Annotated in this window: 15 protein-coding genes and 1 tRNA gene; 3 read left to right on the forward strand and 13 right to left on the reverse strand. The window is 61.2% G+C overall.

The features are described 5' to 3' along the window. Positions 1–23 precede the first annotated feature (23 nt). Complete coding sequence (locus HFX_RS08800) at positions 24–452, forward strand: DoxX family protein (protein ID WP_004056525.1); 429 nt, start codon at positions 24–26, stop codon at positions 450–452. Positions 453–474: 22 nt separating this feature from the next. Here the strand turns inward: HFX_RS08800 and gghA are convergent, their stop codons facing one another. Both gghA and malA read right to left on the reverse strand, forming a co-directional pair. Beyond that, positions 475–3,114, reverse strand: a complete 2,640-nt coding sequence (gene gghA / locus HFX_RS08805) for a glucosylglycerol hydrolase (RefSeq protein WP_004056523.1) — start codon at positions 3,112–3,114, stop codon at positions 475–477. Between the two features lie 77 nt (positions 3,115–3,191). Further along, positions 3,192–5,288 (reverse strand): alpha-amylase MalA, encoded by a 2,097-nt coding sequence (gene malA / locus HFX_RS08810; RefSeq protein WP_004056521.1) that lies wholly within the window; start codon positions 5,286–5,288, stop codon positions 3,192–3,194. Positions 5,289–5,489: 201 nt separating this feature from the next. Here malA and HFX_RS08815 point away from each other — a divergent pair, with 201 nt between their 5' ends. After that, positions 5,490–10,025, forward strand: a complete 4,536-nt coding sequence (locus HFX_RS08815; RefSeq protein WP_004056519.1) for a glycoside hydrolase family 15 protein — start codon at positions 5,490–5,492, stop codon at positions 10,023–10,025. 572 nt (positions 10,026–10,597) lie between these two features. Further along, positions 10,598–11,077 carry an SRPBCC family protein gene (locus tag HFX_RS08820; RefSeq protein WP_004056517.1) on the forward strand — a complete coding sequence of 160 codons (480 nt, stop codon included), beginning with the start codon at positions 10,598–10,600 and terminating at the stop codon, positions 11,075–11,077. A gap of 76 nt (positions 11,078–11,153) precedes the next feature. Here HFX_RS08820 and HFX_RS08825 read toward each other — a convergent pair whose 3' ends face one another. The 11 genes from HFX_RS08825 to HFX_RS08875 all read right to left on the reverse strand — a co-directional run bounded on the left by HFX_RS08825 (position 11,154) and on the right by HFX_RS08875 (position 21,794). After that, positions 11,154–13,259 carry a hybrid sensor histidine kinase/response regulator gene (locus HFX_RS08825; protein ID WP_004056516.1) on the reverse strand — a complete coding sequence of 702 codons (2,106 nt, stop codon included), beginning with the start codon at positions 13,257–13,259 and terminating at the stop codon, positions 11,154–11,156. Between the two features lie 139 nt (positions 13,260–13,398). Then, entirely contained in the window at positions 13,399–14,280 is an 882-nt protein-coding gene (locus HFX_RS08830; protein ID WP_004056515.1) for a DMT family transporter, read from the reverse strand. A gap of 248 nt (positions 14,281–14,528) precedes the next feature. Beyond that, entirely contained in the window at positions 14,529–15,083 is a 555-nt protein-coding gene (locus HFX_RS08835) for an FAD-dependent oxidoreductase (protein ID WP_004056514.1), read from the reverse strand. Between the two features lie 84 nt (positions 15,084–15,167). Then, positions 15,168–15,920 (reverse strand): class I SAM-dependent methyltransferase, encoded by a 753-nt coding sequence (locus tag HFX_RS08840; protein ID WP_004056512.1) that lies wholly within the window; start codon positions 15,918–15,920, stop codon positions 15,168–15,170. A gap of 150 nt (positions 15,921–16,070) precedes the next feature. Continuing rightward, a complete protein-coding gene (queC, locus tag HFX_RS08845) occupies positions 16,071–16,784 on the reverse strand; it encodes a 7-cyano-7-deazaguanine synthase QueC (protein ID WP_004056510.1) in 714 nt (237 codons plus the stop codon). A gap of 79 nt (positions 16,785–16,863) precedes the next feature. Continuing rightward, complete coding sequence (locus HFX_RS08850; RefSeq protein WP_004056508.1) at positions 16,864–17,637, reverse strand: 7-carboxy-7-deazaguanine synthase QueE; 774 nt, start codon at positions 17,635–17,637, stop codon at positions 16,864–16,866. After that, positions 17,637–18,113: a 6-pyruvoyl trahydropterin synthase family protein gene (locus tag HFX_RS08855; protein ID WP_004056500.1), complete on the reverse strand. Its 477-nt coding sequence runs from the start codon at positions 18,111–18,113 to the stop codon at positions 17,637–17,639. The genes HFX_RS08850 and HFX_RS08855 overlap by 1 nt, the downstream gene beginning before the upstream one ends. Before the next feature lie 172 nt (positions 18,114–18,285). Then, positions 18,286–18,669, reverse strand: a complete 384-nt coding sequence (locus HFX_RS08860; RefSeq protein WP_004056498.1) for an acyl-CoA thioesterase — start codon at positions 18,667–18,669, stop codon at positions 18,286–18,288. Positions 18,670–18,767: 98 nt separating this feature from the next. After that, on the reverse strand, positions 18,768–19,046 hold the full coding sequence (locus HFX_RS08865) for a hypothetical protein (protein WP_004056496.1): 279 nt from the start codon (positions 19,044–19,046) through the stop codon (positions 18,768–18,770). A 378-nt stretch (positions 19,047–19,424) separates the two neighbouring features. Continuing rightward, positions 19,425–19,498 (reverse strand) — tRNA-Tyr (locus HFX_RS08870). A 139-nt stretch (positions 19,499–19,637) separates the two neighbouring features. Further along, a complete protein-coding gene (locus HFX_RS08875; RefSeq protein WP_004056494.1) occupies positions 19,638–21,794 on the reverse strand; it encodes a DEAD/DEAH box helicase in 2,157 nt (718 codons plus the stop codon). Positions 21,795–21,892 lie beyond the last annotated feature (98 nt).

Consider the following 21,892-nt stretch of genomic DNA (forward strand, 5'->3'; position numbering starts at 1 on the left):
TATCGTTCCAACCATGAGACAGCATGAAAAACGAGACCGTCAGCGCACTCGCTCGGGTCAAGCGACCCCTCTGCTACGTGATGGGAATTTTCTACATCGTTGCGGGCGTGATGCACTTCGTCGACCCGGAAGTGTACGTCCAACTCGTTCCGCCGTCGTTCCCGGCGGCGCTCGAACTCGTGTATATTTCCGGGATAGGCGAAGTCGCCCTCGGCGCAGGCGTGTTAGTTCAGCGAACTCGACGTCTCGCCGCGTGGGGACTGATAGCCCTGCTGATTGCCGTCTTCCCGGCAAACGTCTACATGGCGACCCACGACGTCGTGCTCACGGGCGCGCCCGAGTTCATGCGGAACCCCTCCGACGCGGTAAGCTGGGCGCGACTCCCGCTTCAGGGCGTCCTCATCCTGTGGGCGTGGTGGTACACACGGCCGATGTCCGGCGATTCGCGCTGAGCATCGGTCGGTCGACTGTTTTCTACAGTTCGCGCCGCCAGACGATTGCCTCGCCGTTGTCGAGTTCGACAGCAGACGGGTCGGTACTGGACGACGACTCCTCGGCACCGGGTGCGACTAAGGCCGGTTCCCAGCCGTCGGTCGGAATTTCGGGCGCGTTCTCGTCCTCGGCGGCGTCTTCGGCGAGATATTCGGGAGAGGTATCGACTGTGACACCTTCCATGTTCGCGGCGAAGAGCAGTTGTTCGTCTCCCGCAGGGGAGTGACGGAAACCGTAGTAGAGAACCGTTCCGTCGGTCGGATGGCGATAGCTGAAGTAGTCGTCGTCCTCGTCTAAATCGGCGAGGAGCCACGGGCGGTCGTGACGGAATTCGCGGGTTTCGAGGCGGAACTTCATTCGCTCGTCGTCCTGTTCGTCGTGCCAATGGCTCAGGTTGGCGAACTCGTGAACGTCGCGCATCCACGCGTAGCTGTACGCTTCGAGGTCGGCGGCGGAAAGGTCGTCGCCGAGCGGTTGGTCCATCGCCGAGAGCATGTCGGCCATCACGTCGAGGTCGTAGTCTGTGGCCTCGACGGCGGCCGAAAGCGCGTTCATCCACACTAGAAGTTTGTCGTTCGATTCGAAGCCGAGGTCCTTCACGCGGCGGAAGAATCGGTCGTCGTCGAAATCCTCGTCGCGGACCTGCCAGTAGCAGAACTTCGATTCGTCGGAGACGACCTTGACGTTCCACGTCAGGTCGGTATCGCGGACGAACCCCCACGGGGCGCGCATATTGGCGTGGGCAAAATCCATCGGGACACCCGGCAGGAAGCAGTGGAACAGCATGGAGGAGGCCGCGTTGTCGTAGGCTTCGTCTATCGTATCGGGGTAGTCCTCGCCGAGATAGGGATTGACCGGCGACTGGTTGAACTCGACCGTCGGGTCGATTTGCGTCCCGCGGCGAACGGTGTCGTGATTGGCGACGCCCGTCAACCAGTTGCCTCCGAACTCGCCGACTTCGCGGACGCGCCACCACTTCGTCGCCCAGAAGGTGAGAAGGGCGGGCGTGTTGTGCGCGAACGTGATAGGCGACCACTGGAACGAGTGAGGATGCTGTTCGATGAGGGTGCGATACGACGCCGCGAGTTCCCAATCTACTCGCGGCCACGGGCGACCGTCCTCGTATATCATCCACGGACGGTACTCCGTACCGGCGACTTCCTGCGTCACGCGGTCCATCTCTGCGAGGAAATCGTCGTCGTGGTACATCTCGCCGGTTTCGGGGTCGTAGGAGGTAAAATCCTGTGCGCCGTCGACGCGGATACCATCGGCACCGAAGTCCATCTTCCGACGCTGCATCTCCAAGAAGACGGCCCGAGCGGTCGGTTCGGTGTAGTCGAGGTGCTTACCATACATCCCCGGGCCGAGGATGTAGCGGTCGTTGAGGAGTTCCGCACCGCGGTTGTCAGCGTGGCCGAGCGCCACGTCGAAGACGACTTTGACCGGTCTCGGAAGGTCGTGGCAGGCGGCAATGAAATCCACGAGTTCGTCCGGGCGACCGGTTTCGAGGATGGCCGGGTTCGGCGCGGAGAAAGCGCTGACGACGATATCGTAACCCCAGTTTATAATCTCGGGACGGGCAACCTCGACGGTGAGTTTATCGTCGGACTCTCTTTGTTCGTCCGACGAACCTTCGCTTGTGGAGATGTCGGCGGATTCTCTCTGTTCGTCCGACGAACCTCCACTCGCTTCGCTTGTGGAGGTGTTGGCGGATTCTCCCTGCTTGACGGACCAGAAGTCGTGTTGTTCCTTGTTTTCGGTCAGGGGTTCGAGGGGCATTACCTGAATCCCGTCGTAACCGGCGAAGGCGCGCTCCCACGGTTCGAGTGCGTCGCCAGCGCGTTGCTTCCCGGCGATATCCTCGTAGACCTCGGCGAGACCTGCGAGCGACCCGCGTTCGGTCGCGGTCCCCGGATGAATCTCCAGCATGCTCGTCGCTGGGTCGATACGCGGGAGACCGTCGTCTTCGGTCGTAGAGACGCGTTCATCCTCGGTGCCGAGTGCTTCGAAGTACTCGCGGTCCGTACGAGTTTCGTCGAGGACGCCCACGTCGTAGACCTCGGCGGGCGCGAAGGCACCGAACGGGACGGAGTACGAGACGGGGTCCTGAATCGTCTGTTCCTCGCCGTTTTCGTCCTCGTAGACGAGTTGGTACAGGGAGCCGAGCGTGCCGCGCGTCCCAGTTCGGACGCCTCCAACGACGGCCCAGTGGTACTCACCGGCGCGGCGCACGGAGACGCGGTCACGCCGGAATGAGACTTCTCGGTGGTCGGTCTCGCCGGGGTCGAGGTCCGCTGGCGAAGTCAACAGTTCGAGTTCGACTGCGGACTCGGGAACGTCAGCGTCGACGATTTCCGGCGTCCAGAAGCCGAACTCGACGGTTGCAGTGTCAGCGTCGGCACCGGTGTTGGTGTCAGTGTCGGCACCAGTGTTGGTGTCAGTGTCAGCACCGGTGTTGGTGTCAGTGTCGTCTTCGGGGGCGACGTGTGCTCCGAGGCGGGTTGCGAGTTCTTTGGCGGCCTCGAAGGCGTCGTCGTGGCTCTCGACGGTCGTCTCGTACCACGAGACGAGGTCGTCGGTGCGGTCCGAAAGCAGGGTCGGGGGAGCGTATCCTGAGCTCATCGTGTGTCGGGTGGTCAGACGGGGTCGGGACGGTACAGCGCGAACGGTGCTATGCGGACGGGCAACGTCGAGCGGTACTACACGAGCGGGCAAATCGCCACGTCGTCGACGCGGAGACCGCCCTCAGCAGCGATGGAGTCGCCGGAGACGAGGTCCGTGGCGTCAACGTCGAGGTCGCCGATATCGACCGTCACGGAACCATCGCCGAAGTGCAGGAGACAGAGGTACGAGCCGTCGGCGTGGTCGCGGACGAATGCGACGGCACGGTCGGAATCGGTCTCGTAGTCGATGCGGCGGAACGACCCGCCGTACCTGAGCGCGGGTGTTTCGTCGCGTACCTCGATGAGTCGCTCGTAGTGTTCGCGGATATCGTCGCGGGCGTGCTCCCACGAAAGGGCGTCGCGGCGGCCACGCTGACCGATTTCCTGACCCCCGTAAATCATCGGCACACCGGGGAGCGTAAAGAGCGCGCCCGCGCCAGCCAGCGCTTCGGATTCCCCGCATTCGACGATGTAGCGGGTTTCGTCGTGGTTTTCGAGATAGAGCATGAACGCCGCGTGGTCGGGGAAGCCGACTTCTGCGCGCTGGTCGATGGCGTCGAGGATTCGCTCGGCGGGGGCGTCGCCGCGGCCGACCTGTCGAAGGACGAAGTACAGCGTCGTGTCGAAGTGCATGTCGAACATTCCCTCGTGGAAGTCGGCGATGTACGGGATGGTCTCGTCGAGGAGGAGGAAGTCTGAGTCCTTCGATTTCACGCGGTCGCGTATCTCCTGCCAGAAGGTGTCTGGCACGGCCCAGGCCATGTCACACCGAAAGCCGTCGACGATTTCGGCCCACATGTCGACCGCATCGAGTAGATAGCGTCGAACATCGAGATTTCGGTGGTCGAAGTTGGCGATGTACTCCCAGTCGAAGTACGTCCCCGGTTCGCCGTTTTCTTGCCACTCGTACCAGTCGTAGTAGTCCGAGTCGGGATTCTTGTACGCGTCTTTGAAAAACGGATGTTCGCGCGCGGAGTGGTTGAGCACGAGGTCGAAAAGGACCTTCATCCCGCGGTCGTGGGCGGCTTCGACGAACTGCTCGTAGTCCTCACGGGAGCCCAGGTCCTCCGCGATTGAGTAGAAGTCCACGATGTTGTAGCCGTGCGGCGCGTGGTCGTTCTGGAGAACGGGAGTCAGCCACAGGCAGTCGACGCCGAGCGATTCGAGGTAGTCGAGTCGGTTTTCGAGCGCCTCGAAGGTGTTTTCGACCTCGTCATCGCCGACATCGCCAGACTGCGTCTGGCGGTCCGACGAACCTTTCTCGTCGACACCGGAGGTGTAGCCGCGAACGTAAATTTCGTAGAGCGTTACCTCCTGTGCCCACTTCGGCGGGTCGTTGGGACGGGCAACGGAGACGCGCTGTCCGCCGGAACCGTCGCTCTTGGCCGTGCTCTCAGTGTCGTTCGTCTCACCCTCGGTAGTTGCACCCTCGTGTTCGGCTTCACCCTCGTGTTCGGCTTCCGCGACGCCGCCGTCGGTGATGGCGTCGCGTTCGACGGTCACAGTGTCTGGGACGCTGTACGTCTCGTCGAGGGCGACGCCGTGGACGCGAAGTCGGTCGCCGATAGCTGAGACGGGGATGCGGAGTTCCCAGCCGTCCGTTTCGACGGCGGACCGATTCACGTCGTCGCGGTCGTCGACGACGAATTCGACGACGAGGTCGTCTCGGTCGGTATCACTATTCGGATTCGGCTGCGGGTCGGCGCGGACGACGACAACGCCGTCCTCGACGGTCGCATCGAGACGAATACGGGGACGGCCGCCGTCACCCCGCTGGGCTTCGCCAGCACCGCTGCCGGAACCGGAGGCACCACCGCTGAACTGAGTTGGCCGGGCGGACCCACTCTGTCCGCTGAATCCACTGAATCCGCTCATACCGCTCTCGCCGCTTCTGACCGACCCAGACGGGAGGTACGAACCGGGGAACACACGAACAGTGAGCGTGTGTGGCCCGTCGGGTGCGTCGAGTTCGAGGACGTAGCTCCCTTCGGCATCGGGAGTAAACTGGACGACAGGAGTGCCTTCTTCGAAGTCGAGGCTGCTCGCGACGGGGGCACTGCGTACGTGCCACTCGTAATCAGCGTCGGGGTTTGGGTTCCGCGGGGCGAGTTGGACGGACTCACCGACGGCCATGAATTGCGGCGGACCTGGGTGATGCATACACTCAATGAACGTGCCGGGAGACTTTGAGTTTACTCCCGTGAGAATACTTGTTTCGTTACGAGACGGCTTCTATCCCGTCACCGTGGAGTCTGTCGAATTCATAGCAGAGAAGAGATAAAAACGGGTGTCCGAGCAGCCAATACTTATGGTTCGGGGCCAACGTCTACCTCTATGCGACTTCGGACCGCGTTAAACGAATACAAACTCGACCGAGGTGGACGCTTTCCAGAAGAGTGTCAAACCTCGGGCGGTGCGTTTTCGGGCCACGGGGACCGGCTTGTTTACGTCGGCCTTGACGGGTCTCTCCGGGACTACTCGTCTGCACTTTCAGGTCTCTATGGTATTGACCGCTCCCGGTTCGGTATCGAGACGAACGGTGAGACACACTGGTTCGACGAACTCGAATCCGTTCGTCAGCACTACTACCGCGAGACGACGCTCGTCGAAACCGAGTACGACGCCGGCGAGTACACCGTCCACCAGTACGACCTGACGCTCGGTCGGGCCCACGTGACGCACGTCGAACTTCGCGGTGCGATTCCAACTGACGCACACCTGACTGCCTTTCTCACCTTTGCTCCAGAGGGGCGAGAGACCCGCGTCGGCCGACTTATCCACGAAGAAGGCGGGCCGAACGGGACGCAGGCGGTCGAGGTGTTCCACAGGAACGAACACGACTACGTCACGGCTTCGACCGGTCTCGACGACGTTCGCGGGCAGATTCCCGAGCGGTTCGACGAGATTCTCTCCGATGACACGTTCGACTTCCCGCGAGAGGCCGTTTTGGACCGGTACGAAGACACCCATTTGTCCGGCGATGTCGTCGTCAGCGCCCCGCTCGAACAGGAAGGTCGGGCCGCACGGACGACGCTCGTCACTCAGCTATCAGACCACGGCGAGATGGCTCGCTCGGAGGCGCTCGCAGACCTGCAACACTGCTCGGTCCAGCACGCCACGGCTGACGCGCTTCGCTCCGCCGCTCGCGAACAAGCGGAAGTGTTCGTTCCAGACGAGACGCCGCGCGAACGCATCGTTCGAGCCGACCTCCGTGCCCTCTCACTCCTGACTGCGCCGAGCGGCGCTCGCATCGCTGGCCCTGAGTTCGACCCGTTTTACGCCCACTCCGGCGGGTACGGCTACACGTGGTTCCGCGACGACGCCGAGATTTCGCTGGCGCTCGCGCGCGCTGACGATGAGTTCTCACTCACCCTCGGCGACCGACTTTCGACGAGCGCCGAGTTCTACTGCGATACGCAACTCCACGACGGCACGTGGCCCCACCGCGTCTGGGCTGTCGACGGGAGCATCGCACCCGGCTGGGCACACGGCCGCGTCGAGGGCACAGGCGACGAGGAGTATCAAGCAGACCAGACGGCAAGCGTCGTGGCGTACCTCGCGACGCTGCTCTCGGAGCGCCGTGACGAACTCGACGACGAACTCGTCGGGCGCATCCGGTCGGCCATCACAGCAGGCATCTCAGGACTCGATAGCAGTCTCGAAGACGACGGACTTCCGATGGCCTGTCAGAACGCGTGGGAGAACATGAGCGGTCGGTTTACCCACACGGCCGCGACATTCTTACGAGCATATTCGACCGTCGCTACCGCACCCGTGAACGAAGAACTGCGCGAGCACGCGTCGACACAGGCGAAAACAGTCTACGACGGTCTCGACAAACTCTGGTCGAAAGAGCGGTCGGTGTACGCCCTCCGTCTCCACGGTGACGACAACGTAGACGACCGACTCGACTCGGCCACCTTCGCACTCGTTGACGCCATCGACGCCTACGCCGACATCGAGGAAATCGACTCGAAGACGGCCAATCGCCTCGTCAAGCACATGTCCGCGACCCTGAAGGGCCTGTATCGGAACCCTCGGGGCGACGTGGCCGGTCTCGTCCGCTTTGAGGACGACTACTGGCGCGCAGACGGACAGGAAGGCGAGAAGGTTTGGTCCGTCGCCACCGCGTGGGGAGCAAACGCCGCCGTGAAATTCGGCCTCCTCTGTGACCGCCTCGGCAAGGACGGCCGCCGGTTTATCGAGCGGGCGACGAACCTCTACGAACTGCTGCAACCCGACGGTCCGTTCTCGACAGGTGCGGACTATCTCGCCGAACAGGTGTTCGACGACGGCAGTTTCGACAGTGCTGCACCCCTCGGCTGGCCACACGCGATTCGGATGGAGACGACCGCGATTCTCGCCGAAATCGACGCGCTTCCGGCACCGAAGCCAGCACCGACTGGCCCGGAGAACCGGCCGCGTTGGACGACCGGCGAAAAGTACGGTATCGGAACGGTCGCCGACCACGATACCGACGACCCCTCGCGCATCTGGTTTACACTGACGGAAGGTGCACTCACCGAAGTTCGCTTCCCGCGGGTCGACCTGATGAATCTCAGGACGCTCGACTTCCTCGTCGTCGACGCCGACCCGAAATCCGAGTACACGGCCCGGACACACAACGAGACCCGTCGAGACGACCACGCCGATACGGTCGAACGACGGGTCGAAATCGTCGAAGACGATGCGCTCGTGTTCCGCCACATCATCACAGAAACGGGCGACGGTCGCGGTCACGAATGGGAACTCACCGTCGAGTACGCCATCGACCCCGAACACGACGCGATGCTCGCTGATGTGCAGTTCGAGGCACTCGACGACGGCGAGTACGAGCTGTACACCGTCGCCGACACGGCCCTCGCCAACACCGGCGCGAAGGACCGTGGACTCCGCCTCGGCGAACTCGGAAGTTACCACCTCGTCGCCCGCGACGCGGGAGCGTTCGACGCCAATGACGGAAACGAACCGCTTCTCATCGACCAGAACGGCCGTAAGTACAGCGTCGCTATCGCGCTCACCACCGCCGGTCGGTTCGAGTGGTCCACTGTCGGCGTCGCCGGTTCTCGATACCTTGCGGACTTTTTCTCCAAAGGGACGCTTCCGGCCCCACAAGAGCGCGTCGACGACGAGAACGTCGTCCTCGTCGGCCGTATCGGTACCGGCTCCGACCTCTCGGAGACGCTGGCGCTCGGCTTTGCCGAACACGCCGACACCGCCGCCGCACTCGGCGAGGCCGCCGGTGCACTGACTCGTGGCTACGAGACGGTTCGGTCGGCCTACACCGACTCGTGGGCCGACTTTCTCGCGGATAAGACGCTGCCCGATTCGGTCGCCAACGACGACGGCCTCGCCGCGCAGTACAAGACCTGTCTCATGAGTCTGCGCGCAGTCGAGGACAAGACCTACCTCGGCGCGGGTATCGCCTCACCGTCGGTTCCGTGGGGCGAAGTCGTCCCCGCCGAAGAGGCCAAAGGGTACGGTTACAACTTCGTCTGGTCGCGCGACCTCTATCAGGTCTTTACCGTCTTCGAGGCCGTCGGCGACATCGAGACGGCCATCGACGCGTTGGAATACATCTACACCTACCAGCAGGACGACCGTGGGTTCATCCCGCAGAACACCTACCTCAACGGGCGGACTCGCTGGGGCGGCGAGCAGATGGACAACATCTCGTTCCCGCAGGTGATGGCCTACATGCTCACCGAACACGGTGTCTCTTTCGACGACGTGGACTACGACTACGTCAACGTCAAGCGCTCTGCGGACTACGTCGCCCGGAACGGGCCGCCAACCGCACAGGAGCGCTGGGAGGAAGAAGCCGGCTACTCGCCGTCATCCATCGCCGCCGAAATCGCCGGACTCGGCTGTGCGGCCGCCATCGCACTCGACGAGGGTCACGAGGAAGACGCACTCGTCTGGTTAGCACTCGCAGACGACTGGGCCAAGCGTGTCGGCGACTGGACGGCAACCAGAACCGGGACCGACCGGAACACACACACCCCGTACTACGTCCGAATCACCCGCGACGGCGAACCCGACGCCGGACACCTTCGGACGCTCGCGAACAACGGGCCGACACTCGACGAACGCGAAATCATCGACGGCGGCTTCCTCGAACTGACGCGTCTGGGCATCAAACCCGCGGACGACGAGATTATCCGAAACTCGGTGAAGGAAGTCGACGAGACGATTCGCGTCGATACGCCGCACGGCCCGGCGTTTTACCGCTACAACGGCGACGGCTACGGCGAACGCGAACGCGACGAAGAAGGCGCACCGTGGTCCATCGACGCCAAAGGGAAGGGTCGACTCTGGCCCATCTTCACCGGCGAACGCGGCGAGTACGAACTCCTCGCGGGAACCGAAGAGGGTCCCCTCGAACCGTCGAACCTGCTTCGGACGATGGCTGCCTTCGCCAACTCCGGGCGGATGCTCGCCGAGCAGGTCTGGGACCGCGAACACTCGACGGCCTACAACTGGCAGTTCGGTGAGGGGACCGGCAGTGCGACGCCACTGGCGTGGTCGATGGCGCAGTTCGTCCGCCTCGCACACGGTATCGACGCTGGCGAACCCGTCGAAACGCCTGCATTCCTGCGCGAGCGCTACGTCGAGAGCGACCGACCGTCAGGTCCGACGCTCCGCGTGAGCACGCGTTTCAAAGGCGACAAACTCGTCGTCTCCGGACAGACCGACGCCGCCGTCGTCGCCGTGAAAACGCCGGGCGAGACGACGCTTGTCGAACCCGAAAACGACACGTTCGAAGTCGAAGTCGCAATCGAGTACGGCGAAAACCAAGTGACCGTCGCCGCCGCAACCGACACCGACCTGACGAAGGCCGGAACGACCGTCTCGCGGTTCACGCTCTAACCGGGGGCAACAGCCGAATTAGCTCGGCTCTCGGTCCGGTCACAGTCTTACTTTGGTTCAATAATCCCGCGTCGGTTCTCTTTCAATTCCGTCACGGTCTCAGTTCCGTCTCGGCCTCATTTCGGTTGAGGTGGCGAGTAGCTGACTCGCACGTCCTCAACCGTGTTCACACCATTGGTAACATTGGGTGTGAAAAATCGGGCGCTTCTCACTCTTGCGGAGAAAATTCTAACGTCAAAAAGGTGGTTCAGATCTGACATTCGATAGAACGTGCAAAATAGTTAATATGAATCTCGTCTAAGGTGTTAGTGCCGCGACACGTGTCGTGGCTGTGGACCAACACTCGGCCGCCATCTAGCAGCCAGCCCAAATTCCAGCATGGCCGGATGTTGCCCGTGTCCATCCGCGCGGTTCGTGCCTCGGGAGTTACCGTGCGGGCGAAGCCGCTCTCATGAGCGGCGGCTTTTCGACGATTAGGAAGCACCACCCCACACCGACGAGCGACAGTCTCAGCTCTCGCATTTTGATACCCTGCCAACACGACTTTTCTACCTCGACCCTAACGGAGGAGTATGCCAGTCTATCAGCGTCGAACCCGCGTCGCTGCCCCGCTCGAACGCGTCTGGGAGTTCCACTCTGATACCTCCGGACTGAAAGCGCTCACGCCGACGTGGATGAACCTCGAAATCGAGGCCGTTCGAGGACCGGACGGCGAAGAGAACCCGGATGAACTCGTCGCTGGAACGGACATCGAGATGTCGATGCAACCGTTCGGCATCGGACCGCGCCAGCGATGGACCTCACGCATCCTCGCGCGTGAAGCAAACGAGAAAACGGCGTGGTTCCGCGACGACATGGTCGATGGTCCGTTCCGGAACTGGGTACACACCCACCGATTCCGTGCCGACGGCGATGAGACGGTTCTCGAAGACCGCGTCAAGTATACACTTCCGTGCGGTCCGCTCGGTGACCTCGCGGGTGTGTTCGGCGGTCTCGGGCTCGAACCGATGTTCCGCGCACGCCATCGAGAGACAAAAGCATACCTCGAATGATAAAATCATACCTCGAATGACAAAAGCATACCTCTCAGAAATTACGTTGGCGTAGCGGTTCGACAGACCAGAACGGTCAGTCGTCGCTGAGTGAGAACCGAGGTTCGACCTCGGAGCGGACACCGCCGATATCGAACTCGAAGCGCGCACCGCCGAGGTCCGATTCGGGTTCGGTGACCTCGATGTCCCAGCCGTGAGCCTCGACGATACTCTCGACGATAGAGAGACCGAACCCAGTCCCGGATTTAGAGGTCGTGTGTCCGTGTTCGAAGACGGTTTCGCGTTTGTCCGCCGGGATACCAGGGCCGTTATCAGCAACGTAAAAGCCTGACTGCGTCGGGCCGACACGGACGACGAGTTTGTCGTCTTCACTGGTGGACCGATGACCGTCTGCCGAACCGTTTTCGAGAGTAATTCCGGATGGTGCGTGGTCTTCCGCCGAACCGTTCTTAGCGGCGTCATCGGATGGAGTCTGGTCTGGTGTGCCGTGCTCAACAGCGTTCCGAAACAGGTTCTCGAACGCCTGCTGGAATCGCCCCTGGTCGGCTTGCGTCATCCCGAGACCATCTTCGACGACGAGAACCGCGTTGTCTCCAGTATCGACTGCTTTCCACGCCTGTTCGGCGACATCCTCAATCACGACCGAGTTCGTCTCACCGACCTTTCGACCCTGTCTCGCGAGCGAAAGCACGTCGTTGAGGAGTGTCTCCATGCGGGAGATTCCATCCAGTGCTCGGTCGAGGTAGGTCACGTCGTCTTCTTCGCGGGCGAGTTCGGCAAATCCCTTTGCGACGTTGAGCGGGTTTCGAAGGTCGTGCGAGACGACGGAAGCGAACTCGTCGAGTCGGTCGTTCTGTCGGCGTAGTTCGCGCTCTCTGCGCTGTCGGGCGAGCGTGTGCGTGATGTTGTTCGCGACCGACCGCAGGAGGTCGACCTCGGTGTCCGTCCACGACCGGTTCGTTTCGACGACGTCGAAGAGGACGAAGCCGACGAAGGACCACTTCGAGACCATCGGTGCGGCGACGAACCCACCGGTTTCGGTGCCGGTGAGCAGTTGCTTCGTGTTCGACGCATCCGGTGGAAGGTCCGAAACACAGTGAAGGGGCACGTTCTCGAAGCGGTGAAGTCGCTTGAGTAGCCAACTGGCGTCTTCAAGCGAAATGCGCTCCGGGTGGCCGGTGTCACAGTCACTATACCAATTGTGCACACAGGCGGCGACGTTCGTCTCGTCGTTGTAGAGGTAGACCGAGCAGCGGTCGAGGTCGGCAACCTCGCTGACCGTCTGGAGCGTCCACTCTATTTTCGTGCCGATTTCGTCGGCTTCAGCACTCATCAGTGACGTGGAGGTGTCCAAGACAGCGTCTTTCAGTCGCGTTTCGTAGCGGAGTCGATTGCGGCGGCGACGACGCTCAGTTACGTCCTGGAGCGTACCGATGACAGCCGATTCGTCGTCTTCGGTGGGACGGAGCGCGAGGTGCCCCTCGCACAGTAGTTCGTCGTCGTGTGGGTATGCCGGGCCAGACGAGAGAACAGCCTCGAATCCTTCGGTATCCGGTTTGTCGGGGTCGACAACCTTCACAAACGCGTCGCGGATTTCGTCTCCCGAGTCCGCAGCGAGGTCGGCGAAATGCTGACCGAGAATGTCCTCTCGTTCGTAGCCGGTGAGACCACAGAACACCCCGTCAGCAGACGTAAACCGTCCCTCGCTGTCGAGCGAGTAGACGCCGCTGTCGAGGACTTCGATTGCGGTTCCGTACCGCTCGGATGCCGCCTTCGCACGGTACTGTGAGACGGCGTTGACTACGCGGTTGGCGAGTACGGTGTACTGGTCAGTTCCCGTATCCTTCTGCATGTAGTCGGTGGCCCCGACGCGGAAGGCATCACGAGCGACTTCCTCGGAGCCTTTGCCGGTGAAGAGAATGAAAGGGAGGTCGGGGTGTTCGGCCCGAACCGCTCGGAGGAATTCCAGTCCGTCGATGTCCGGCATGTCGTAGTCCGAGACGACACAATCGATCCGTTCTTGACGGATTCGTTTGAGTGCGTCTGCACCCGAGTTCGATGTCGACACCGAGAGGTCCACGTCGCCCGCCTCACGCTCCAGATAAATCGAAACGAGGTCCGTGAGACTCGGTTCGTCGTCAACGTGGAGGACGCGAACGTCTACTCCCGACCCGTCGTCCATACCGACTAGCCTCTACTCATCCTAATGAGCGTTGTGACGTAGTTATCAAGCTCGATAACAAATAGAATAAAACACGGGTGAAGTGGCATTTCTGGGCAATGAAACAGTTATCTAATTTGTCAAAATTGGGCGTGAGAGATTACGACGCCGTAATATAGATTCCAAAGAGGACGACGGCTCCACCGAGAACTGTCGGAAGTGTCGGAATCTCAGTAAGGAGAAATAGCGCAAGAATCGTACTTCCGACAGGTTCGCCAAGTAGCGACACGGAGACGACGCTCGATTCGAGGTGTGCAAGTGCCCAGTTGATAACAGTGTGTCCAAAAATACCCGGACCGAGCGCCATCCCGAGGAACAAGAGCCACTCACGGAGAGGATATCCTGCGAGTGGGTCACCACGGGCGAGTGTCACTGCGAGAAGTGTAACCGCGCAAACGCTGTAGACGACGACCACGTATGGAACGAGTGCGACTCGACTGCGGACGCTTCGACCGGTAAGGACGTACGCGGCCGCTGTCACGGCACCGACGACGGCGAGCCCATTGCCGAGAAGCGGCCGTGGCGCACTGCTCGGAGCGAGGAGGTCGGAAACGGACATCAACACCATTCCGGCAAGGGCGACTCCGATACCAATGGTCGTTCGTCGACTCACGCGCTCGTCAAGGAACGCCCACGCGCCGACCGCGACAAAGAGCGGTTGCGCCTGCACCAGCGTCACGCTCGCGGCGACTGTCGTATGGTTCAGGCTCTCGAACCACGACGCGAAATGAGCCGCGAGGGCGACGCCCGCACCACTCGCAGCAGCGAGGTCACGGTGCGAAATCGTCGCCAGTACGCCACGATGACGGATGAGTGCGACTGGTGCGAGAAGGGCGACGGTGAACACGACGCGGTAGAACGCCTTTACGAGACTCGGTGCGGTACTCCATCTGACGAGGATTGCGCTCGTACTAATCGCGAGTATCGCAACGCCGAGACCGGCGAAGGGGGAGATTGGACCGTCGAATTCGGACGTGGTCACACACCGCACGATGGGAAGTGGCGGCTTACCGCTTGCGGCTTGGGCGTCGACTCCGGTGGCGTGCCAGTCGTTACTAGGGTCATGTTCGTGAAGACGGATGTCGTATCATGAAGACGAGTGTTGCATCCATGAAGACGGATGTCGTATGCGTGAAGACAGATGTCGTATCATGAAGACTGCCGTCGTATGCGTGAAGACTGCCGTTGTATGCGTGAAAAAGTCTGAAAATAGGTCGTCGCTGGAGCTGCCTACTTCGCGTCCGCAGGCGTGTCGAAGTCGTGGAAGTGTTCACCTTTCTCCTTCGTCAGAACGTTGAGTGCGGCGGCCGCGCCGTCACCTGCTGAGATGATGGCCTGCCACTCCTCGGCGCGGACCATCGCACCCGTCGCGTACACGTCCTCCATACTCGTCTCCATCGTCACGTCGACATCGACGGTCCCCTCGTCCGTGAAGTCACAGCCGAGTGCCTCCGCGAGGTCGCGGTTCGCGCCCGTCGCAAGGACGACGTAGTCTGCCTCGTAGTCTGACCCGTCCGCCGTGACGACGAACCCGTTTCCGGACTGTTCGACTGCGGTCACTTCCGCCTCGTGGAGTTCCGCACCGAAGCCTTCGACTTGCTCGCGGGCGTCTTCGACGAACTCGGTACCATCCTTCGACTCGATACCGAGGTAGTTGAACAGGTGCGCCTTGTGAAGCCACGTTTCGTCCGTGTCGAACACATCCACGTCGAGACCGTTCTTCGCAGTGAACAGTGCTGCGGAGAGTCCTGCGGCGCCACCACCGACGACGATTACGTGTGCCATGTCAGTACATGACGCTTCGCAAATAGTTGAGGATTTGGGCCGCCGACATTCGTGTACGCGACCTGCGGAATAGCCACCACCTCCCTACCGCTTTCGTGCCCGAATCAGCGCCTTCGGATTGTCGAACGAGATGACCGAATCGGCGTCGAACTCCACTTCGAACAACGCCTTTGCCTCCGCGGATGACTCGCGGAACCGACGTTCGAGTTCCGCCCGGTCGTCGGGTTCGACGCCAGTTCGTTCAGTCCACGCGTCGAAGTCGAGCGTGATTGTTGCTCGTTCGACTGCCTCGACCTCGAACCCAGCGGCCTCGAACCAGTCGCGCCACTTCGAGACGGGATACAGTTCGACGTGCGTCGGGTCGCGGAGAACTTCGATGCCATTGAGGAAGTCCGCGAGTGCAGTGTCTTCAGGCGCGACGTTGTCTTCGAACGCGAGGACGCCACCCGGTTCGAGAACCCGTGCAGCCTCGGCGACGAACGCTTCCGGGTCAGGGAAGTGGTGCGCGGCGACACGGCAGGCGACGACGTCGAACGAGTCATCCACGAACGGCACTCGCTCGGCGTCAGCGACGACTCCAGAGACGGGGTACTCGCGGACTGCGGTAGCGACCATCTCGGGAGCAGCGTCGGTGGCGATAACGGTCGGAACGCCAGCCTCGGCTATCGCCCCCGCCGTGTGACCGGCACCCGCCGCGATGTCGAGGGCTCGCGTCGCACCGCGACACCACTCGGCCAGTGTCTTTCGGTCCGTTCCGAGTCGGTGGACCTCGCTCTCGAAGTACGATTCGGCGGCGCTCCCGAAGTGAGCCGCAGTGTGACGTTTCTCGTCGCTCATGACTGAAAATTGACTCAGCCTGATAAAAGACGCGCGTGGTGACAGTTGGTTTATGTTCCGTTCCGTTGCTGCCGGGAGACGCTACGGCGTGACCGTCGATGCAGGCTTACTCGGCGTCCACGTCTCGGCTACGGTGGCTACGTATTCGGGTTAGGCGTCCACGTACTCAGGACGCTCGGCGTACGGAATCGGGTCGCGTTCGCCGAGGTTCTGGAACGCCTGCAGGCGGAACGCACAGGAATCGCAGGTGCCGCAAGCGGGTTCTTCGGCGCGGTAGCACGACCACGTGTGCTCGAAGGGAACGCCGAGTTCGAGACCGCGGCGGGCGATATCTGTCTTCGCATCGTGGACGAAGGGTACTTCGAGCGAGATGTGCGTGTCGGGTTTCGTGCCGACATCGACCATCGTCTCGAACGCATCGAAAAACTCGGGACGACAATCCGGATAGCCCGAGTAGTCCTCGGAGTGTGCGCCGACGAAAACAGCGTCACAGTCGTTGGCTTCGGCGTAGGAGACGGCCATCGACAGGAGGTTCGCGTTCCGGAATGGGACGTAGGAGGTGGGGACTTCGTCGGACTCCATGTCGGCGTCTTCGACCGCCATCGAGTCGTCGGTGAGGGACGACGCGCCGATTTGTTTCAGGTGACTCGTCTCGATGTGAAGGAAGTCGTTGGCGTCGAGTTCGTCTGCAAGCGCACGAGCGCACTCGTACTCCTTCGATTCGGTTTTCTGCCCGTACGAGGTGTGGAGCGCGTAAATATCGTATCCGCGTTCCTTGGCTTCGTAGGCGGTCGTCGCGCTGTCCATGCCGCCGGAAAGGAGGACGACGGCGCGTTTCTCGTCGGTGTGAGTGTTATCAGTCATTCTCGTCGGTGTGGGTGTTGTCAGTCATGTGTGTGGCGTGTTCAAAACCCAGTTTTCAGTAACTCCGTTCGCGGGCGATTCACGTCTCAGGGGCGTCGTTCCAGAGGTCGACGTGGAGGCGCGGCGTGTAGCGGTAGCCGAATTCCGCCGCGAGATCGGCAACTTCGGTTCGGGTGCGGGCGAGCGCCTCGCGGGTTTGCCCCTCTGGCATGAGAAGTACGTCGCTATCTCGGACTTCGCGGGCGGTGACGCCGCGTACGTCCTCGACGAGCGCTTCGATTTCGGGGAGGTCATCACGGCCAGTGACGACGAATTTGAGTTGGAAGTCGTCGGCGTGGTCGACCAGCGAGGCGAGCGAGTCGAGGTTGACACGAGTTGCTTCGTGTTTTTCCGTCCAGACGCCGGGGTCGGTGTCGTCCGGAGCGTTCTCGGGTGTCGGCGTCGACGACGCGAGTTTGGGGCTGATACTCGCCAAATCGACTGGTGCGTCGGTTTCGAGTGTTCCGTTCGTCTCGACGGTGAGATGGTACTCGCCGGCGAGCGCCGACAGAAGCGACGTGGTCTCGTCGTGGATAAGCGGCTCGCCACCGGTGACGACGACGTGGTTCGGGTCGAGCGCGTCGACTTCGGCGACGATTTCCTCGACGCTCATCCACGCGTGTGTCGGTTCCCACGAGGTGTGGTACGAGTCGCAGAACCAACAGCGGAGGTTGCACCCGCTCGTCCGAACGAACGTACTCGGAACGCCAGCGAGTTTCCCTTCGCCCTGAAGCGACGCAAACAGTTCGTTGATGGGAAGTCGCTTACCGTCTGCATCCGTGTCGGGTCGGTCGACGGAATGAGAGACGGGCATTAGAAGCCAGCGCAGAGTTCGGATGTCTCGCTGATTTCGACGGAAACCGTCGAAACGGTGTCTGGAAGCGCCGACAGAAGTTTCTCTTCGAGGATAACAGCCATTACTTCAGCCGTCGGCGGCGAATCGAGGACGACCATCCCGTCGGCGTCGCCGGACCGTTCGAACGCATCGACAAGCGGGTCACCGTCCTCGACGAGGAAGCGGTGGTCCCACTCGTCGATAATGTCAGTCACGACTCCTTTGTCGACGACCCAACCTTCGTCGGTGAGTTCACCGACGATACGGACGGCTATTTCGTAGTTATGGCCGTGTGGCCGACTACACTTGCCGTCGTGGTGGAGGAGGCGGTGGCCGGCGCTAATTCTAATCGGCCGGTCGCGACCGATGTGGAGGACGCGCTCACCTGCCCGGGACAGCGGGGTCTCGGCGTCTCCATCCGCCTGTTGTGTTTCACTAAGTGTTCCCCGAGGCATATCACAAGATTATCACGAGACTATTTAATACTCTTGTCTCAACTCCGCCGTGCGTATCTAGCCTACAAGTTAGACATAACGACAGGTAGGATAATGATTCTGTCGGAGAAATGACCCGTTAAAGGCAGTGTTGTTGAATGTTGTCGAAAGTGATTGTGTTGTTTCAGTTCGACTACGGGTGGGCGGCTATCGCCTCACGCCACGAGTCCGGAACACGAGTTGGGCGGCCGGCCTCGTCCATGGCGACCTGAACCGTCTCGCCGGTGGCGACGACTTCGCCCTCGTAGGAGATTTCGTAGTAGAGTGGGAAGCTTTTCCCGCCGATTTCGCCGGCTTCGACTTTGACCTCAGCGGTTCCGACACCCTCGATGGGCGCGCGATAGTCGAGTTCGAGGTGAGCAACGACGATATGGGGGTCCGACAGCGGGACGCCCATTACTTTCTCAAAATACCCAACGCGGGCCTGTTCACAGTACGTCGCGTAGACGGCGTTGTTCACGTGCCCGAACGAATCGTGGTCACGAAAGCGAACTTCAACTTCGGTGACGAAGCTCATTGGACTGCGGGACACGGGCAAACGGTATAGCATCGGCGGTTCGTCGTGCGGTGAAAAGCGAGCGACCTGTGTAGATGGGGAACCGCTTCCAGCGAGGCTCAGTTGGCCGTCGTGGCAGAGGAGTCGGGAGGAGAGACGCGTCGGCCGTGGAGTGCAACTGCCTTCCAGACATTCGAGCGCGAGCCAGCACGAACCATCTCGATTGGGACGCGGGCACCCACAGGAAGCGATGCCAACGTGTTGCGGATGCGTGTGGACTCGTACGCGACGAGGTGTCGTGTCTCCTTGGTCTCGTGTAACTCGACAGTCATCGTCCAATGGTCGTTCATTTCGACACGGATGTCCACCAATACCGGTGCAGAAGCGAGGGTCGTCATCAGCGATAGATTCGAACTCGCCCGCCATAAGCCGTTATAATACTGATATCGCCGGATATGGTATCTACATACTAGACATGACGACACCCCATTACGGGGGAGTCACCAACATTCGTTCACGGAGAGTCACCAACACTCGTACTTAAACTACATTCGCAGGCGGCGTCAGAAAGGAGTGCGCTCTCCCCGATTTGAACTCACTCGCAACGCTTCGCGTTGCTCGCTGCTCAAACCGGATCGAGACGGACGTTTCACTGCTCACGTTGTTCGCAGGAAAAGTCCGCTCTCCCCGATTTGAACTCAGTCAGACGACGCGTTCACTTCGTTCACGCGCTGCGACTGACTTGCTCAAACGGCTCGACCGGATTTGCAAGCAAATCCGCTCTCCCCGATTTGAACGGGGGACAAGCCGATCTACAGTCGGCTGCTCTGCCAGGCTGAGCTAAGAGCGGTCAAGAGAATCTGAGTCTACGGTTGGACTTAAGAATTCTCATTCGAGACGAGAAGCGCCCGACAGAAGTCCGATAGATGACGAGACGAGTTAGTCGTCGAGACGGGGGATGAAGGGACGGAGACGACCCGTCGAGACTGTCACTCGGTTAGCTCGGTCTCCGGAGAGTCCGAACCCGACCCGTCTGAATCGGGCGAGTCATCGTCATCACTCAGGTGTTTGGTCGACTCACGGTCGTCCGAACTGGTTTCGCGGACGCGAATCCCTTTGCCCGCGAGGTGCTGCATCTGCCGCTGTGCGAAGTCCTCCTCGCTCGTTCCGCGAGTGGCGAGCACGTACATGAGTGCGCTCCCGGCGGGTCGCATGGTCCGACCCGCGCGTTGGGAACCCTGCCGACGAGAACCACCGAGTCCGGAGGCGACGATGGCGAGTTCGGCGTTCGGGAGGTCGATTCCCTCGTCGCCGATACGGGAGATGACGAGCGTGTCCAAGTCGCCGTCGCGGAAGGCTTCGAAGTACGCCTCTCGGCGGTGGTGTCTCGTCTCACCGCTGACGAACGGCACGTCAAGTGCCTCGGAAATTTCCTTACCTTGATCGAGGTAGTCGACGAAGACGAGTGTCTTCGAATCGGCGTGGCGGGCGCGGAGTCGACGAATCTCGAATATCTTCCCGGGATTCATCGCGGCGAGCATGTAGCGTTCGCGCCCGTCGCTAGCTGCCCACTCGTTGCGCGCCATGTCGTCTCCCCAGCCAACATAGCGAATCTCGACTTCCGGCTCCTGAACGTAGCCCGCGTCGAAGAGTTTGCCCCAATCGGTCCCGATTGGCGGGCCGATAAGCGTGAAAATCTCGGCTTCTTTGTCGTCCTCGCGGATAGGGGTCGCAGAGAGGCCGAGGCGGTGTTTGGACTGGAGGTTGGCACTTCGCTGGAAGACGCGACTTGGGATGTGGTGGGCCTCGTCGTAGATGATGAGCCCCCAGCGACGCGAGTCGAATAGCGAGCGATGGCGGTCCATCCCGGCAGTCTGGTAGGTTGCGATGGTTACGGGTCGTATCTCTTTGGAGCCACCGTGGTACTCGCCGATTTGGTCGGCAGAGAGGTCGGTCGTCGAGCGCAATTCCTCGCGCCACTGTCGAGCGAGTTCGCGACTGGGAACGAGAATCAGGGTCTCACCGCCGACAGCACCGAGCGCGCCGATTCCTGCAATCGTTTTCCCCGCTCCCGGTGGACCGACGAGAACGCCTGCACGCTGGTCGAGGAAGCGGTCAACCCAGTCTTGTTGATAGTCGCGGAGAGTGACGCGAAGCGAGACGTCGAGTTCCTCGCCGTCCTCGAGGTCTCGGTCGTCTTCGACCGGGTACCCTGCGTCGTAGAGGATGCGTTTGATAGCCGCGATTTCCTCGTCTCTGACCCACGACTCGGTATCGGAGATAGGTGCGTAGACCTGATTCTCATCGAGTTTCTGAAGCGCGACGTTGCCCATCAGGCTCTCGGTGGCGGCTTCGAGGACGGTGTATCCCTCCTCGTGAGAGTAGAGGCGGAACTGATGAGCGCGCTTCCATTGGTCTTCGACCCACGATTCGAGATGTGGCGACCGTTCGGGGAGGACGGACCGAAGCATCGCAAGGAGGTCCTGTACATCGTCGAACGGTGCCTGCCACACGTCCTCTTGACGGATTCGGTAGAGATACCCTCGGCCTCTCCCTTCGCGGTCACCGGTGGTGTCGGCGAGGTGAGCGAACTGCGAGAGTTGTGCTCGTGTGTACTGCGTCGGGTTGTCGACGATGATTTCCCTGCGCTTCGGGAAGAGAACGACTCGTTCGCGCGATGCGAGTCGTCCCCACTCGGTTGGATACCAGACGAGCGGGTCAGTCTCGACGTTCACTTTCTGGACCCGACCAGCGTCGACAAGTTCATCGAGTCCCTCCATTGCATCCGCCTGTGTCACGTCGAGGCGACGAGCAACCTGTTGTGCGGTCACGACCGGTCGTCCCTCCGCTTCGAGGGCTTCGTAGAACGAGGCGAGAGAGACGCCATCAGCCGGTTGGCTGTCGTCTGGTACCGAGGCGTTGGTTACGTCGGCGAGGCGGTCGAGTACGTCACCAGTGGTAGAGTACGACGGTTCGAGGGTAGAATTAGACGGGTCGGCGATATCGTTTGATGGCTCAGTAGTGGAACCCGACGGTTCAGTAGTGGAACCCGACGGTTCAGTAGTAGAATCCGATGGCTCGGAGACAGTACCCGAGGTATCTGACTCGTCTGGGGGTATCTCTCGGTCCTCGTCCTCAGCTGTCATCGAATCCGAATACGGACGCAACGGGGAAACGGCTTGCGACACAGGGAACCGTACGAGAAACTAGTGTGTGACGAAACCAGAGAAGCATCGGGGGAAGA

Source organism: Haloferax mediterranei ATCC 33500 (assembly GCF_000306765.2).
In the GTDB taxonomy this organism is placed as follows: domain Archaea; phylum Halobacteriota; class Halobacteria; order Halobacteriales; family Haloferacaceae; genus Haloferax; species Haloferax mediterranei.